The organism is Algoriphagus boritolerans DSM 17298 = JCM 18970 (assembly GCF_900108085.1).
In the GTDB taxonomy this organism is placed as follows: domain Bacteria; phylum Bacteroidota; class Bacteroidia; order Cytophagales; family Cyclobacteriaceae; genus Algoriphagus; species Algoriphagus boritolerans.
In genome coordinates, this window is sequence record NZ_FNVR01000038.1 from 1 (window position 1) to 15,820 (window position 15,820).

The following is a 15,820-nucleotide window of genomic DNA, read 5'->3' on the forward strand; positions in this document are numbered from 1 at the left end:
CTGATCCTAAATCTGCTGTTCACGGTGCTTCATAAACGGGTTAAGGAAGCCGAGGACTTTTCCACCATGGTGATGGTGGCGGCGAAAAATCTATGCTCTTATGTCAGCCTTGAAAAGTTTCTGCTTCACACAGAGGCCTATTTTAAAAGTATATTTCAAAAGGATCTTAAAAATGTACAAACAGAATTGTTCTTCTCTGGATAGGGGGTACTTTTTGAAACGAATAAAAAAAGCCCTCCAAAATTAATCTGAAGCACTTTTTCTGTACTTTGTGGAATTAGTCGGACGACAGTAACTTGTTTTTATTGATCCAAAAGGATGATTCTCCTTTTAAAAGTTGGAGAATGTTTTGGATGAATTGATCGACACCAAGAGAAATCAAACAATGGCAATGGTCGGAATATCCATTGATGAAATCGACAAATATTCCCTTGAGCTGAGCATTCTCACGGACATGATTCCAAACTTTTAATCGGAGTTCTTTTGAATTCAAATAGGGTACCCTGTTTTTGGTGCTCCAGACGAGGTGGATGTAAACTTTTACAAATGGCATATTTGAAAAATTTAAATGAAAAAGAATTGGGCTAAAGCCCATATAAATATTACAACAATTTAAAAAGAATTGGCTAAAGCGCCATTCCTATTCAATGGATTGAATTCTAGATCCTGAATTGCCTCCTGCTTCAGCTGGAGGCAATAAGATTTTAAATCTTTCTCATGGGCTTTAGCCCAAATTTTTTCAGATCAAGCCAACTCCCTCAAATCCACCGGAACTACCCTCGATACTCCCGCTTCGATCATCGTGATGCCGTAGATGATATCCGTACTGGCCATGGTGCGTTTGTTGTGCGTCACGATGATAAACTGGCTCTCGGAGCTGAACTTCTGGATGATCTGATTGAACTTGTCTATGTTGGCATCGTCGAGCGGGGCGTCCACTTCGTCGAAGATACAGAATGGCGCTGGCTTCAGCAGGTAGATCGAGAAGAGTAGGGAAGTAGCGGTCAGGGTCTTTTCTCCACCGCTGAGTTGGTTGATGGTCAGCGGACGCTTGCCTTTGGGTTTGGCTATGATCTCGATGGCCGACTCCAGGGGATTGTCCGGATCGACGAGGGTCAGATCGCAGTCGTCCTGCTCGGTAAAAAGCGAGCGGAAAACCTTGATGAAGTTTTCCTTGATCTTGCCAAAAGCATCCAAAAAGGTCTCCCGTGCCACCTGATCGATCTCCGAAATGGTGGTCAATAGACTCTGCTTGGCATGGAAGAGATCTGCCTTTTGCGAAGTGATAAAGTCATACCGCACCTTGATCTCATCGTAAGCTTCCATCGCCATGGGATTGATCGGGCCAATCTTCTCCAGTCGATCCTTTTGTTTGCGGACGAGGTCACGAAGTTCCTCCTCTGCAAAATCCAAGAATTCCGGATCCAGCGCCGGATTTTCTTCCATCAGCGCATCCAAATCCAATTCAAATTCCACACTCAGTCGCTCCTTCATCCCGCTCATCTTGAGTTTGATCTCATTGATGGCGTTTTGGAGTTCCTGCAGAAGGACATCAAAGCTTTCTTTGGACTTTTGTAAACTGCGGATTTTGGTATCCGTCTCATCGATCAGGCCACGGGCACCGTAGTAGTCTTTTTCTGCTTCGGTCACCCCCAGCTCGATACTTTCCTTTTCAGAATACAGCTCGATCAGTTCATCGTCTTTGACTTCATTGTTGTCGATCAGGGATTTGATTTCGGCATCAAGTTGCCCGAGTTCAGTCTGAGACTTTTCGATCCGCTCTTTGGAACTGTCGAAGGCATTTTGCTTAAACTCGATTTCCTGTTCCAGACTGTTGACCCGGTTGACCTGCTGGATAAAAGTGATATTCTCCTGATTGAAGGTCTGAGACTTTTCGGCAAGGGTCTTGTTTTCCGCTTCGACTTCATCATTGACCAGAGCCAATTCTTCCGTCAGCTCCGCAAAACGAGTTTTTTCCTCAGTCAGCTGAGGAAGGATCTCAGTCAGACTTTCCTCCAAATTCGCGATTCTGTCCAGAATGTCTTCGCGCTTATGCACATTGGAAGAAAGGAGTTCAGCGAGTTGTTCCTTTTTGGTTCGGATGGATACATAGCCCGAGTTGAGTTCGTTGATGCGGTTTTGACTTTCCTCCAAGGTCTTTTTGTGGCTTACTTCCTTCAGCTTCATCAGATCGCTGAGCTTTTGATCCAAATTGGAGCGCGTGGTGCTGACCTTTTTGCTCAGGTCTTTGATCTCCCGGTCCAGCTTTTCCAGATTTTTAGCCCGACCGATTCGTTTTCCTTCGAAAAGTCCCACCGAACCGCCTGAAAGGGAGAATTTGCGCTTGGTGTATTTCCCACTTTCCGAAAGGAAAACACAATCCGGATCCTTCGGAAAGTCCTTGTAATCTCCCTGCACGAGGTAGACATTGTCCAGGATGAAATTGATCAACCGGCTGTATTTGACATCGAATTCGATGATCTCTGTGGCTGCGATGGCATTGGCAAATAACTTACTCTGTCCCGCCTTAAACCGTTCAAAATGCTCCAAGACGAAGAAATTGGCTTTGCCACGGGCCGCATCGCTGAGCAATTGGATGGCGGCAATGGCCTGATCCTCGGTATCCACCACATAGTAATTCATGTAGGATTCGAGGTAGTTTTCGATGGTTACCCGATACTTTTCATCCGTAGTGAGGAGATCGGAGAGAAGCGGAATGTCCTTGCCCCAGCTGGGGTTTTTCTTGAGAAACTTGATCGCCTCGGGAAATCCCTCAAGGTTTTCGATCAATGACTTGGTGAGGTTGTATTCGTTGGTCTTGGAGTCGAGTTTACGGGAAGAAGTCGTGAGTTCTTCACGGATCATTTCGATCACGCGATTGGTTTCCTCGATCTTTTGATCCTGATCTTCCTGCTTGGCTTTGAGTTGGGTGAAAGCTGCTATTGCTTCGTCAAGTTCAGCCTTCAATTCCACCATTTTATCTTCAAACTCCACCAAGCTTGCTTCCTGAGAAGAATCGTCTGAGGAAGTTCGTTCAAGTTCCTGCTTCAGGGTCGAAAGCTGAATTTGCTTGATTTCGACGTCCTTACTCAGTTGATAAACCCGCTCTTTGAGGCTTTCGAATTTCAGACTTTGTTCCTTTTGGCTTTGTTGCTTTTCGGAGGTGATCAGTTTTTGTGCATCGTATTCCTCCCGAAGCTGGGATACCACTAATTCCTTTTCAGCCAGGATTTTCTCGGCAGTTTCCTTTTCCTGCTGTAGGGACCGGATGGAGAATCCTGCCCGGTCATTTGACTTGCGATCGGTATCGATCTGCTCGCGCAAAGTCTGGGACCGATCCTCGAGAAAGCGCATCCGCTCGTTTTTGATTTTCTTTTCCGACTCAAACGCACGGATTTTATTCACATGCTCGTTCAGCGTTTTTTGCCGGGAAGCGAGAAGTTTTTCCTTTTGAATCAGGTCTGCCTTAAGTTGTGCCAAAAGGGCTTCCTGATCGGCTATCTGAGTTTGAACTTGAAACTTTCGGTCCGTTTCAGACTGGATTTTTGAATTTGCTTCAATCAGATTGTTCGCGTATTTCTCGATGGATTTCTTCGCCAAGTTGATGCTGGCAATCCGATAATCCGCTTTGATCTCAAAATATCTGGCAGCCTGTTTGGCCTGCTTTTCCAGGCTCTTCAGGTTTTTGTCAATCTCAAAAAGTAAATCTTCCACCCGGGCAAGATCGGCGTCGGTATCTTCGAGTTTGCGAAGGGTCTCCCGCTTGCGGTTCTTAAACTTGGAGATGCCTGCAGCTTCTTCGAAGAGTTCGCGTCTAGAGTTGTTCTTATCATTGAGCAATTCGTCGATCATCTTGAGTTCGATGATCGCGTAGGAGTTGGAATTGATCCCTGTGTCCATGAAAAGGTTGGTGATGTCCTTTAGACGGCAGGTGACGCCGTTGATTTGGTATTCGCTTTCGCCCGTGCGGTAGTATCGCCGGGTAATGGTGACGTGGGTGTATTCGGTCGGGAGGAGGTTTTTGGTGTTTTCAAAGGTCAGGGAAACCTCCGCCATATTGGTAGGTTTGCGGTTTTTGGTGCCGTTGAAGATGACGTTTTCCATCTTGTCGGAGCGGAGCATGCGGGACTTTTGCTCGCCAAGCACCCAACGGATGGCATCGACGACATTGGACTTTCCGCAACCGTTTGGACCGACAACTCCGGTGATTCCCTTGTCGAAGTGAATGACAATTTTGTCTCCAAAACTCTTAAAGCCCTTGATCTCCAGTTTACTGAGCAGCATGCGATTTTTTCCTCCTTGTAAAAGGAACAAAATAAGTCCAAAGCGGGGAAATGGCAAATTTAAGTATCAAGTATCAAGTACGAAGTATCAAGTAGGAGGTTGGAAGACGCAAGTCTTCCGACTTGTGCTAACCTAAATGCAGTCTTCAGACTGCCAATTATTGATGCCTAAAAATGAAACAGCAATCCAAAGACTGCATATTTGTAGGTCCAAGTCTGAAGATTTGAACCAAAATTCCAACTTCTCGACTTCCAAGCCTCCCAACTTCCAATCTTCAACTTTTTCAATTACCTTAACACCATGGATTTGGGGAATATAGTTTACATCTTGGCTGTTTTGGCCTATTTTATCTATCAGGCAACGCGGAAGAAAAAAGGTCAGGATTTGCCTGATTCCGATGAAGCTTCATCGGAGGCGCCGCAAAAAGGGTTGACTTTTGAAGACCTGATGCGGGAAATCCGTCAGGCTCAGAATCCCGCCCCCATAGAAAAACCTGAACCTGTCCGCCAAAAACCTGTGGCTGAAGCACCTGCAAGACCGGAACCTTACCGTACTTCATCGGTCCCTTCACACCTTCCTCAAGCCAAACCGGTATCAAGGAAGCCTGTGATCATAGAAGACGATGATGAGATTCAGTATTATGAGGATGCTTATGGGGCTTCCAAAAAAACACCTTATCAAGACTATCAAAAAGCTCAGGCAACCCCGATGGTCTCTTCCATCAAAATAGACTATGACTCACTTCAGGAAAAAAAATCCAACCCCTACGCACAGCTCCTGAAAAATCCCAAAAGTTTGAAAGATGCGATGGTGGTCAGTGAGATTTTGAAGCCCAAGTATTTTTGATTTTTAATCATTCGTTTTGAGTGGTTTGGATACAAGGTCTAAGTCATTAGCATTGGAGTTTTTTTCTCAGAATGAAAAGGAATAGTGCATCAATTTTTGGTTCGGATGCTATTCAATGAGCGAAAAGCAAGTGGTTTCACCTACCATTTTTTATTCCCAAAACTTTTCTCATCCACAAAAGATTGATTACCCGTATTTAGCTTTATCTACTTACTAATCAACCTGTAAATGGAAAATTCACTTATCACCCGATCAGGAAGTCTGTCCGAATCCCGAAGAAAATTTTTGGAAAAAGCAGGAACTTCACTTGTATTGGCAAGCTTGGGAGTGGCATTTTTCACTTCCTGCTCAACCACAGAAGATGCGGATCCAATAAGCCCCAATCCTCCTGGAAATTCTAGCAATGGAATTACCATAGCGGGGAATACCATTACGATCAATTTATCCATTCAGTCAGCACTGAATACATCGGGCAACTGGCTATTGATCCAAAATGCGAGAACTCTGGTAGCAAATGTAAACGGTTCATTTGTAGCGTTGACTTCAGTTTGTACGCATTCAGGATGCGATAGAAATTGGACATTCGGAAACAACCGATTCACCTGTACCTGCCATGGGTCAATTTTCGACCCCTCGGGAAACGTGCTTCAGGGCCCCGCTACACAACCGCTCACTCAATTTGGCACGCAAGTCTCCGGAACTACACTGACGATTACAAAATGATATTCATGAGGTCCAAAAGGAAATTCTCGGTCGGTGGTCGATCAAGCGGTACTTATCAATGCGCTATCTCTAATCCAATTTAAAAACGATGAAGATTTTAGGATTTATAGCAGCCCTTTTTCTTAGTTCTGTAGCTTTTGGACAGGAATTTCTGACGAAAAATGGGGAGGTGACATTTTTGTCAAAAGCACCTCTAAATGAGTTTGAAGGGAAATCAAGCTTGCTCAATGGGTTAATCGATCTGGATAAAAATCTACTTGATTTCTATGTTGATTTGAATACACTGAAAACCGGAATCGGACTTCGGGACAGTCACATGCGTGAAAATTACCTTGAAACAGACAAATTCCCCTTTGCAGAATTTACCGGTAAAATCGATGAAAAACCAAACTTGCAGGTAGGTGATAGGAGATCGGTTAAAGCTGTAGGAACATTTAAAATTCACGGAGTTGAGCGTGATATTGAAGTTTTGGGTTATTTGACCAAGCTTCAAAATGGAAAACTCGAACTTGACGCCAGCTTCGATATTTTACTTTCTGACTATAAAATTCCTATCCCAAAGTTGGTTTTTTATGAATTGGCAGAGGTGCAAAAAGTAACGATTAAAGCCACTTTGACACAGAAAAAATGAGAACTGCTATCTTAACTCTCGGATTGTTTTTTACTTCCATAGGGTATACGCATGCCCAGTTGGAGCGAAAACTTGAAAACACGAATCAGCCTGTTGATTTAATTTTCCATGCTCCTAGACACATCAACTTGCTGACCGTGGAGCCTTTGGAGAAGAAAACAATGCACTTCGCCATCATGCACACCTTCGGCACCTTGGATGGAGGAATTGAGAATTTATTCGGATTGGACAATGGCGCCAACATCCAGTTTAGCTTCGAATTTGGATTAAGTGACAAGCTTTCTCTAGGTGCAGGCAGATCCAGTAGAGATAAGTTTTACAATGTTTACGGGCGCTATCTTTTACTTGAGCAAACTCAAAATAATACTATACCCCTATCGATGAGTTTTGCCGGGGGAGCTGGAATCGTCAGTAATCCTTATTCTTTTCTTTCCGCCGATGAGCGGCCGGATTTTGCGGATCGATTGGCCTATTTTGGGCAGGTGATGTTTGCCAGGAAGTTTTCGAACAAAGTCAGCCTTCAAGTCAGTCCGACGCTTGCCTATTTTGTCAATCCCTTACCTATTTACCAGATTGAAGGAAATCAAAATCTCTACTTGGCTTTGGGTTTTAGCGGAAAATACAAAGTCACAGATCGCTCCTCGCTCACGCTTCAGTATATCCCAAATCTGAATTCAGATCTTCGCAGTAATTTTGGTATAGGTTGGGATGTGGAAGTCGGCGGCCATGTCTTTCAAATGTACTTCGTGACTTCCCAAGCCCTCAATGAACAATACTTACTGGCCGGAGGAAATGGAGTCCCCGGTGAAGAATTTAGACTTGGATTTAATGTCAACCGTATTTTTGCTTTGGGACAGCGAAAAAGAGGAAAGAGTTAGTTTTTTGAAAAATATCTGATCGAGCTGTTACCCTCGTTTAGCTCAGATTCCAGTTTGTAATTTTCCTTAAGCCAAAATTCCAAAGCATCCAAATCGACTTGTTCTTTGGGGTAGGCGTGCCGGTAATAGTCGTAAATGAAGACTCGGAGTTTGGGTGGTGGGGTCAGCCTAATCGAGTCGAGTTTTTCGATTGGAAACAGTAATTTTTGGGCGATTTGATTCTCGGGAAGCAGCACTTCCTTGCTAAAGTTGAGGAAGTTATTGGTGAGTATAAGGGATGGATTTTCCGAGGATGAAGTTTCTCTGTCTAACGTTTCGATCAGCGTTGGGTACTGCTTGATCTTCAGCTGGTATTGGATGGCAAAAAGCGCTGGAAACAGCAAGTAAATTCCTGTCGCCCAAACCAGTTTTTTGCCCTGAAATAAGTACAGGAGGACAAAGGCAGTACCTTGAAATACCGACATTTTCCAATCCTGCTGGATCAAACTAACAGCCGCACCAAATAAAATTAAACCTGACAATTGCCTTTTCAGCTTTTGATTTGCTCTCCATTCTTCCCATCCGAGAGCGATCAAGAAAGCTAAAACAGGAATCAAGATGATGAGGTGTCGTGGATTAAGATAAAGTGGATTATAAAAGCCAAAATTGGTACTCATGAACCATAAAAGAACGATCATACTCAAAAATGCGAGTCCAAATTCTACTCCCGGACTTGCAGGTTTGCGCCAGATTTTTAACAAACCGGGAATCGCAAACACGATCCAAAGCCAATACGATCGCTCAATAAAGGTGACGATGGGAAGGATCGTTAATCGATTCAGCATCACCCATGCGCTTTTATCATAATAGGAATGTTCCCAGGGATAGTGCCCTTCTTGTATTGATCGAAAATGAAAAAACGGACTTCCAAATTTGATCCAGAAATAACCTAGATAGATTACCCCAAAAGCAAGTCCCAGTCCGAGGAGAAAGGAATAAAATCTGCGGTTTTGATTTCCTCTCTTCCAATCGAAAATAAAAAGAACTAGAGGAAGTGGAGCCAAAAACACAATGGTTTCTTTGGTCAGGAAACCAAAAAATAAGCCTGAAATCAGACCCAAAGCGGCTAAAAATGGCTTTTTACTACGAAAGGTAGCCGAAAATGGAATAAGAATCGTCCAGAAAACCAGCAGGGAATCCGGATAGACTTTGGTTAGAAAATGCAATAAATAAACCTGAGTAACCATCCAAGTCACCAAGACCCAGGGGTTGCAATCTTTGGGTAAAATTTTAAGCACCAGATATAATGTCCCCAGATAGCTGAACAGGGAGATCATTGAAATCCGATGTGGGTCAAATCCAAACAGAAAACCGATTAAGCCCGAAGGAACATAGGCACCCCAACGGGTGGAAAAATGGAACTCGTTAAATTCCATGGTTCCGTCCCAAAACTTATTGCCCGCAAGGAGATAGTAGACATCATCGGAAAAAGTAATTCCATCAAATCCAATCAACCAGTAAAGGAAAAGAAAGGTGGATCCGACTATATAGGCGCTTTTCTTTGGGTTTGACGGAATATAGCGTTGGACGGGCATTTCGTAAAAATAGAGAAGAAAAGGGGATAGAATAGAAATGCGCTTCGCGAAAAACACTTTTTGAAATACTGGGAAAATATGCTTTGCGAAATTGAATTGAAATACGATCATTTAGGTCCAAGACTGAAGTCTTTGAACCAACCCAGTATTTCATCCGACTTGGGAGGGTTTGTTTCAATTGTATTTCGAATGGATATCAAGTCCACTAATTGCAAATTTTACTGACAATATGCGTCAGGACTGGTTCAATTCCTGTGTCTTTCCTTACATTTAGACACTTATCGTCAAAAGCTATGGCCAAATCAAGTCAAATCGAACAGCAGAAAATTCTTCGCGTTTTCAAATTAATCAATCTGCTTCAGGGAAATATCGGCAAACCGGTACATCGGCTCGCTGAATTGTTGGAAACGGATGAGCGAACGATTTACCGGTATTTCAGGCTTTTGGAAGCGTTGGGCTTTGTGGTGATCAAAGAGTTTAACAAATATAAAATCAATGAGCGGCCTGAATACTTGCCTGCGACCACCACTTATGGCAGCTTTTCCCAAGAAGAAAATCTTTGGCTGAAAAGCCTGATCGAAAGTCAGGGCAAATCAAATCTATTACGCGATTCTTTGCTACAAAAACTTCAACTGAAGTCTGAAGTCAAGCAAGGAACAGAGCAGCTGTTCAAGGCAAATTTGGGGAGGTTTGTAGATCTAATCGGACAGGGAATCTCAGGAAAAAAGCAAATTTGGCTCAAAGATTACTACTCACTCAGCGGCGATACCGTGTCCGACCGCTTGGTCGAGCCTGTCGGGTTTTCTAGGGATTACGAAAACATCCATGCTTTCGAAGTGGAAAGCAAGCGTATGAAAGTTTTCAAAATTGAGCGGATAGGAGAAGTGGTGATTGGAACTCAAAGCTGGAGGTATGAATCGAAACATGAACTCCCGGGTCAGGCCTTGTTTGGATATACCGGGAAAAAGAAGTTTCATGTCAAGCTTAAGTTGAGCAAAAAAGCCTATCAGTTGATGGGAGAGGAGCATCCGAATGCCCAGCCATTTATGACAATTAAGAATCGAAACCAATTTTATTTTGAAGGAGAAATCCCACAATTGCCAGGTTTGGCACGTTTTATTTTAGGACTTCCGGGTGAAGTCAAACTTGAGGAAGGTGAAGAAATGAGGTCGTATTTGAAGGAGCAAATAGGGAGAGGAGTTTTTTAACTGTTCACTGACCAAACGCAATGATCAATTTTCAAGGATGGGTATAGGTTCCTTGAAAATTGACCATGGTTAATTGGTCATTGATAATTATCCCTGATGTTCGTCTCTCAATAAATCATTCACTGTTTTCACAGGATTGAAAGTAATCAGCGGCACTTCTACAAAAAGGGTATTCCAGCCAGCCATTGCACCATTCCAAAGTCCCGGTAGCTCCAGGGCCTTGAGATCACGACCGCTTTTTGATTTTTCGGTGATAAATCCGGTCTGCATATCTCTGAATTTCATCAGGTCAAAGGAATTGCCTTGATAATCTTTGGTTCCGCAAACCAGATCTACCGGATTGAAGTGGGTGGAAGCTTGGAAATGGAGTTTTGAATTTGGGTCATTCAGATCAATTTGAGCCGTTTCAAGGATTTGCAGAGATAAGGAACCATCTTTTTCCTCAATCCAAAACGGTCCTCCGCCGGGTTCACCTGTATTTTTTACCATTCCGCAGACCCGAATAGGTCGGTTTAGCTTTTCTTTCAAAAAGCTTCCGACTTCCTCCAATGACCCGGAGGAGATTTGAGTGGGAATTTTGCCCCCCAAGGCATCATTGTACACTTGTATGGCAATTCCGACACTGTCCTTGTCGATGCCTGAATCCAGACCTCTGATAGCATCAAAGACTTTTTCCTGAACTTCCAGGAGTAATCCCGCAATCGCCATTTTATAACTCTTGGTAGGGGCTTTTAAGCGATCCGGAACTACATTGTCGATGTTTTTGATGAAAATCAGATCAGCTTTGATGTCATTTAGATTTTCCAACAAGGCACCGTGACCTGCTGGCCTGAAGAGCAGGCTACCATCTTCTTCCTCGAATGGCTCATTTTCCATGGTCACAGCTATCGTATCTGTAGACTTCTTTTGTAGGGAATAAGTCACTTCAAACTCCACTCCGCTTGCAGATTTTAATTCAGGAATAATCTTGGTAACCTCTTCTTTGAATTTACTTTCATGTTCAGGAGAGACTGTAAAATGTATCCTTACCGTATTGTCTTTGCCGATTCCGTATTGTAGACCTTCCACTAGGTGTTCATGCGCTGGAGTTCTGTTTTCTCCGGGATATGCATGGAATCTCAACAGTCCTTTCGGTAGGTTGCCGTAACCTAAGCCTTCTTCTGAAAGCAACTCCTGGATTAATTTTTGATAGTGACCGGCTTCCAGGCAAGTTTGGATGCTGCTTCCTTTTGATTTGAGGGAATTGTCCAAATCTGTATAAAATGCGAATTTGGGAAGATTGGAGATAAATTTTTGTACAAATGCGCTTTTGGAAAGGTCACCGTCGCCTTCAAGGAAAGTGAATAAATCCTTGAACATTCTGGAAGCGGCACCTGAAGCCGGAACAAATTTCACCACATCGATTTTAGAAGCTTTTTCGGAGTAGTTTTGAGTGAAATGTGCCAATTCAGTCTCTGTAAGGACTTTGATTCCATTGCCGGGAGTAGCCGGAGCAGTGATTTTTAGAAAAGGAAATCCGGTTTTGAAGTATTGGATTTGCTGGTCAACGGTATCAGGGTTCATGCCCTGGGCCAATATTTTACTTTTGAGGTCTGTATTCATGGTTTTCGGGTTTTTAAAAGTTGTAATGGTAAGATAGTAGGCTTCTTTGCTTTGCTCAAATTCAGCTTGGCATTTTTTGTAAAAAACTTTCAGAATCTAGGCTCAAACTTTAAAATCCCATTCTTTTCAAAAAGTCATCCCGTTTGCCCGGGGAGATGCTCACTTGTTTGTCATTGTTCATTACGATGTATCCACCTTCGGCCCGAACATACTTTTTGACCTCCCCAAGATTGATCAGAAAGCTATTGTGCACCCGCATGAAATTGCAGTCCTGAAGCATATTTTCGTATTCTTTGAGGTTTTTGCTTACAATCAGTTTACGGCGGTCTGTCAAATGAAAATCCGTGTAAGATCCATTTGCCTCGCAGAAGAGGATTTCCCGTGTCGGGATAAATTCCACTCCCTCAGAGGTGGAAAGACAGATTTTTCGGTTTTCCGATGTACTGCTTTGCATGTTGCTTAGCAGATTTTCGAGCAGATTTTGCCTGCTTTCGGATTCGGTTAGTTTTTTTGCTTTCTGGACTGAGGCAATCAGTTCTTCCAGATCAATAGGCTTGAGCAGGTAATCAATAGAACTGAATTTGATCGCTTTGATCGCATAATGCTCAAAAGCAGTGGTAAAAATCAGGTGAAAATCCAGGTGTCGGACTTTTTGAAGTACATCAAACCCAGTCCCGGTCTGGAGTTCAATATCCATAAAAACAAGCTCTGGTCGGAGTTGAGCGATCTTTTCAACAGCTTCATCCACTGTGGCAGCAGTATCTTTCACGTCGACCTCGGGACAATACTCTTTCAAAAAGCTCTTTAAGGTTTCCCGGCTGTGAAACTCGTCTTCAACGATGACTACATTAAGTTTTGCTTTCATCACTTTGTAATTTGATTAGGAGCGGACAGGCACTCTGTCCCACATGACTTATTTTAAACTCCTGCCTGTAGACCGTTTTATGCAGGTCAGGCATAGTCAAGCTTAGCTTTATAGTTTGGGTAGTTTTATGGAAATTTTTGTTCCCTCATGCAGATCTTCGATCAGGATTTGCGCTTGATTTTCAACTCCGTTTATCATTTTCAGACGCTCTTCGGTCAGTACCATTCCTCGGGAAGGGCGATGAATAGTTCCTTTTGCGGCAGCAGAAGCCTTTCTCCCGATCCCGTTGTCTTCCACTTCACAGAGCAAGTGGTCTGCCCGATCAAAGAACCTTATCCAAACCTTTCGCTCCCCACTTTCCTTGGGCATCAGTCCATGTTTGATGGCATTTTCCACAAATGGCTGTACGATCAGCATAGGGACTTCCTGGTAGCTCAGATTGGAATCTTCCGGAAAGTCGATTTGGTAGGAAAAAGTATGGTCAAAGCGGAGCGACTCCAAGTCCAGGTAGACTTTGAGCAATTCGACCTCTTTTTCCAAAGTCACATGGACGTCAATGGAATTTTCTAATACCTGTCGAACAAACTTACTGAATTTGGTAAGATAGGTGAGGGCTGCCTCTCTTTGGCCGCTGCTGATCAAATGCTGAATCGAACTCAGGCTGTTGAAAATGAAATGTGGATTAATCTGTGCCCGAAGTGCGCCAAGTTTGGTCTGAAAGGCTTCTTTTTCAGCAGATTGCTTTTGCAGGTTGATGCTTTTGATTTTGTAGGAAAGCCCTAGTGCAAAAATGGTACTTTCGATTGCTGATCCGGCAATCATGTAGTCCAGTTTTAGAAAAAACATGGTCATCAGCGCCCCTGATGTGAAAACCAAAGTACCGGCAATTACGAAATACTTCAGTTTTGAGGGATAAACAAACCACAGGTATCCAATTCCAAAAAAGGCAAATCCGGCCATAAAATACCGCTGCGCATCCATTAATAGTGACTGAAGCAGACTGTATGGATTGAAAAAAATGATCATCGTATTGATCAGAACCCATCCGATCAACAGCCAGGCAATACTTCGTACTACAAAATCAAAACGGGGTAAAACCTTTTGAAACTCCAGAAAATGCCGGATAAACAGGAGGTAAAAAAAATTGATCAATAGCTGGGAAATGGTGGTCAGCCAGAAATAAAACCAAGGAAAATCAAATCCGAAGTAATCCGCAAGATTGGGACTGATCCGGGAATAGTATATCAGCTGGAAAAGCAGGAAAGAGCTGTAATAAATGAACTGAAATTCCTTGACATAAAAGAACAGAATCAGATTGAATATCATCAAAACGGCTGCTACACCAAGAAAAAAATAGGCCAAAACTTGAACTTTAAAAGATTCAGGACTGATGTATCCTGCCAGCAGATGATGGGCCTCCGGGGTAGAAAAGGCAAAAATCTTTTTATTCAAGTCAGGAGTAGCGCGGAGGTAGCTGGATTTGACAAAAAGCTTAGAACCTTCAATTAAATCAGAACCAGAAATGGGGAGATAGTGAATGTTTTGGTAAGTATTCCTTTTCAGATCATTTTTCGCCATCAAAGTCAGGTTGAGTTCCTTGATGTTACCATTTTGAAAAATGTAGAGGTGGCTGATTTCCACTCCACCGGGATAGAAGTAAATCGTGTCAGTCTTTAAAAGCAGGTCGAAATGGTCCGAGAAGTCGATTTCAAACCAATATTCAAAATTTCTGTCAGCAACTCCGGGAGGTTCTGCTTGATCAAAATATCCAAGTGAAGACAATTCTAGTACAGAATCAATCGAAATGGGATTTTCCAGACGAAGGACTTTTGGGTATAGGGTTACTTGATAGTTTGCAGATAGGTCCTTTGAAAAAGTAGCGGTGCTCATGAAGCTTAAAAAAAACAGAAAAAACCAGGCGTTCTTCATCTTCAGGCCAGATTGGGGAATTGGATTAAAACTGCTTTGCACTCTTCGCCTTCATCAGGGCAGAATTCCATTCCAACGTCACTTTTGATCTCAAATGGTCTAATCTCATTGAGTAGCTTGATATAATCTTCCCAAGGAGTAATGGACTTTAGGTAGTCCGAATGATTTGCTTTTTCCTGATTTTTTGCCTTGTTATTTATCATTACTTTAAGATCAATCTTTTCTCTGGTAATGAAAAATACGATGCGTATCCCCAAGTCTCCATCAGACAAGTGGATCTGTTCTTCAAGCAGATTTTCAATCAGACTTTGGACAATAATTGAAGGGATTTTTGCCGAGGGATGTGTCTTTAATCCGTGGCTTAACACTTCATAGCGAAGTTTTTCTCCATACCTCAGTCGCTGGAGCTGCAGGTACCAGTCGGTCATCTGAATTTCCTCCGAAACCAAAACTGACTCTTTGTCCAGTTGCATCAAAAAGTACCGAAGTAGTTTTCCAAAAATCCCCAGAAAGCGTAAGGAAGATTTTTTGTCTTCGGTCAGGATAAAATGTTGGATGGCATTGAGTGAGTTGAAAACAAAGTGAGGGCTGAGTTGTGCCGAAATTGCCTCAATTTTAAGTTGCGTAGCTTTTTGCTGGATTTTCCATCGCTCAAACTGTTCGGCTTTTACTTTTTTCTCAGCGCGGATTCTGGCGATCTGCCCCGCATAGATGGATGCTACCGAAAGCAGGATTCTTACATGTTGGTCTGAGAAGAAACCGATCTCTGAGTTTTCGCTGTCAATGACCCCAATCACCTTTCCATCCAACATGATCGGAACTGCGATTTCAGAAAGCCTCAGCTGATCATCCTCAATGTACTCAGGATCGTTTCTCGTGTCGGAAACTAGCATGGGTAGACCCGATTCCGCAACCCGCCCGGTGACACCTTTGCCAATTTTTATTTTCAAAACATTCAAGATTTGGTTCCCCTCGGGGTTTTTAGGCCCAAACGCGGCTTTTTGAACCAGGTATTCACCAGACTCATCCACTAAATAGACTACAGCATCTTCAAATCCCAAAATCGAAATGCAGTTTCTGACCATATCCCAAAGAACTTCTTCCTCCGAGTTCATGGAAAACATCGAGGTGGAGAAGTGAACCAGAATCTCTTCGATTTCTTTTGAATGGATCGGTTGCATTGATTTCATCTCTGTGTCATTAAAAGATACAGCTTGTCCCTGATTTTTACTCCATGGAGTTTGGGGAATAGAATGTAATCTAGGAAACCAAGCATGGAA

General features: G+C 43.0%; 11 protein-coding genes and 2 pseudogenes. 6 read left to right on the forward strand and 7 right to left on the reverse strand.

Features of this window, described 5'->3' with window-relative positions; all coding sequences use genetic code 11:
• A pseudogene (locus tag C4S61_RS22415) lies at positions 1-204 on the forward strand (IS4 family transposase); the annotation flags it as partial.
• 88 nt (positions 205-292) lie between these two features.
• On the opposite strand, the pseudogene C4S61_RS19730 reads toward C4S61_RS22415, so the two are convergent.
• Positions 293-553: pseudogene (locus C4S61_RS19730) on the reverse strand (IS200/IS605 family transposase); the annotation flags it as partial.
• A gap of 191 nt (positions 554-744) precedes the next feature.
• Positions 745-4,284: a chromosome segregation protein SMC gene (gene smc, locus C4S61_RS19735; protein ID WP_103926535.1), complete on the reverse strand. Its 3,540-nt coding sequence runs from the start codon at positions 4,282-4,284 to the stop codon at positions 745-747.
• Positions 4,285-4,584: 300 nt separating this feature from the next.
• Here smc and C4S61_RS19740 point away from each other — a divergent pair, with 300 nt between their 5' ends.
• The 4 genes from C4S61_RS19740 (at position 4,585) to C4S61_RS19755 (ending at position 7,362) form a co-directional block, all read left to right on the forward strand.
• The gene (locus C4S61_RS19740; protein ID WP_103926509.1) at positions 4,585-5,130 is read left to right on the forward strand and encodes a hypothetical protein; all 546 of its coding nucleotides are present in this window, start codon (positions 4,585-4,587) and stop codon (positions 5,128-5,130) included.
• 228 nt (positions 5,131-5,358) lie between these two features.
• Positions 5,359-5,853 (forward strand): ubiquinol-cytochrome c reductase iron-sulfur subunit, encoded by a 495-nt coding sequence (locus C4S61_RS19745; RefSeq protein ID WP_103926510.1) that lies wholly within the window; start codon positions 5,359-5,361, stop codon positions 5,851-5,853.
• Between the two features lie 88 nt (positions 5,854-5,941).
• On the forward strand, positions 5,942-6,484 hold the full coding sequence (locus C4S61_RS19750; protein ID WP_103926511.1) for a YceI family protein: 543 nt from the start codon (positions 5,942-5,944) through the stop codon (positions 6,482-6,484).
• Positions 6,481-7,362 (forward strand): DUF5777 family beta-barrel protein, encoded by an 882-nt coding sequence (locus C4S61_RS19755; protein WP_103926512.1) that lies wholly within the window; start codon positions 6,481-6,483, stop codon positions 7,360-7,362. Before C4S61_RS19750 ends, C4S61_RS19755 begins: the two co-directional genes overlap by 4 nt.
• Here C4S61_RS19755 and C4S61_RS19760 read toward each other — a convergent pair.
• Complete coding sequence (locus C4S61_RS19760; RefSeq protein WP_146064454.1) at positions 7,359-8,936, reverse strand: hypothetical protein; 1,578 nt, start codon at positions 8,934-8,936, stop codon at positions 7,359-7,361. The genes C4S61_RS19755 and C4S61_RS19760 overlap by 4 nt on opposite strands.
• A 293-nt stretch (positions 8,937-9,229) precedes the next feature.
• On the opposite strand from C4S61_RS19760, the gene C4S61_RS19765 reads away from it, so the two are divergent.
• On the forward strand, positions 9,230-10,144 hold the full coding sequence (locus C4S61_RS19765; protein ID WP_103926514.1) for a helix-turn-helix transcriptional regulator: 915 nt from the start codon (positions 9,230-9,232) through the stop codon (positions 10,142-10,144).
• An 87-nt stretch (positions 10,145-10,231) separates the two neighbouring features.
• Here the strand turns inward: C4S61_RS19765 and C4S61_RS19770 are convergent, their stop codons facing one another.
• From C4S61_RS19770 to C4S61_RS19785, 4 genes are all read right to left on the reverse strand, one after another.
• Positions 10,232-11,746: a DUF4301 family protein gene (locus C4S61_RS19770; protein ID WP_103926515.1), complete on the reverse strand. Its 1,515-nt coding sequence runs from the start codon at positions 11,744-11,746 to the stop codon at positions 10,232-10,234.
• Positions 11,747-11,855: 109 nt separating this feature from the next.
• Positions 11,856-12,611: a LytR/AlgR family response regulator transcription factor gene (locus C4S61_RS19775; RefSeq protein WP_103926516.1), complete on the reverse strand. Its 756-nt coding sequence runs from the start codon at positions 12,609-12,611 to the stop codon at positions 11,856-11,858.
• 108 nt (positions 12,612-12,719) lie between these two features.
• A complete protein-coding gene (locus C4S61_RS19780) occupies positions 12,720-14,540 on the reverse strand; it encodes a sensor histidine kinase (protein ID WP_103926517.1) in 1,821 nt (606 codons plus the stop codon).
• A 2-nt stretch (positions 14,541-14,542) separates the two neighbouring features.
• Entirely contained in the window at positions 14,543-15,721 is a 1,179-nt protein-coding gene (locus C4S61_RS19785; protein ID WP_160111285.1) for a histidine kinase, read from the reverse strand.
• Between the last annotated feature and the right edge of the window lie 99 nt (positions 15,722-15,820).

Excerpts from the sequence above, each read along its gene's own strand:
- smc (WP_103926535.1), bottom strand. The coding sequence starts at position 4,284 with ATGCTGCTCAGTAAACTGGAGATCAAGGGCTTTAAGAGTTTTGGAGAC.
- C4S61_RS19740 (WP_103926509.1), top strand. The coding sequence starts at position 4,585 with ATGGATTTGGGGAATATAGTTTACATCTTGGCTGTTTTGGCCTATTTT.
- C4S61_RS19745 (WP_103926510.1), top strand. The coding sequence starts at position 5,359 with ATGGAAAATTCACTTATCACCCGATCAGGAAGTCTGTCCGAATCCCGA.
- C4S61_RS19750 (WP_103926511.1), top strand. The coding sequence starts at position 5,942 with ATGAAGATTTTAGGATTTATAGCAGCCCTTTTTCTTAGTTCTGTAGCT.
- C4S61_RS19755 (WP_103926512.1), top strand. The coding sequence starts at position 6,481 with ATGAGAACTGCTATCTTAACTCTCGGATTGTTTTTTACTTCCATAGGG.
- C4S61_RS19760 (WP_146064454.1), bottom strand. The coding sequence starts at position 8,936 with ATGCCCGTCCAACGCTATATTCCGTCAAACCCAAAGAAAAGCGCCTAT.
- C4S61_RS19765 (WP_103926514.1), top strand. The coding sequence starts at position 9,230 with ATGGCCAAATCAAGTCAAATCGAACAGCAGAAAATTCTTCGCGTTTTC.
- C4S61_RS19770 (WP_103926515.1), bottom strand. The coding sequence starts at position 11,746 with ATGAATACAGACCTCAAAAGTAAAATATTGGCCCAGGGCATGAACCCT.
- C4S61_RS19775 (WP_103926516.1), bottom strand. The coding sequence starts at position 12,611 with ATGAAAGCAAAACTTAATGTAGTCATCGTTGAAGACGAGTTTCACAGC.
- C4S61_RS19780 (WP_103926517.1), bottom strand. The coding sequence starts at position 14,540 with ATGAAGAACGCCTGGTTTTTTCTGTTTTTTTTAAGCTTCATGAGCACC.
- C4S61_RS19785 (WP_160111285.1), bottom strand. The coding sequence starts at position 15,721 with ATGCAACCGATCCATTCAAAAGAAATCGAAGAGATTCTGGTTCACTTC.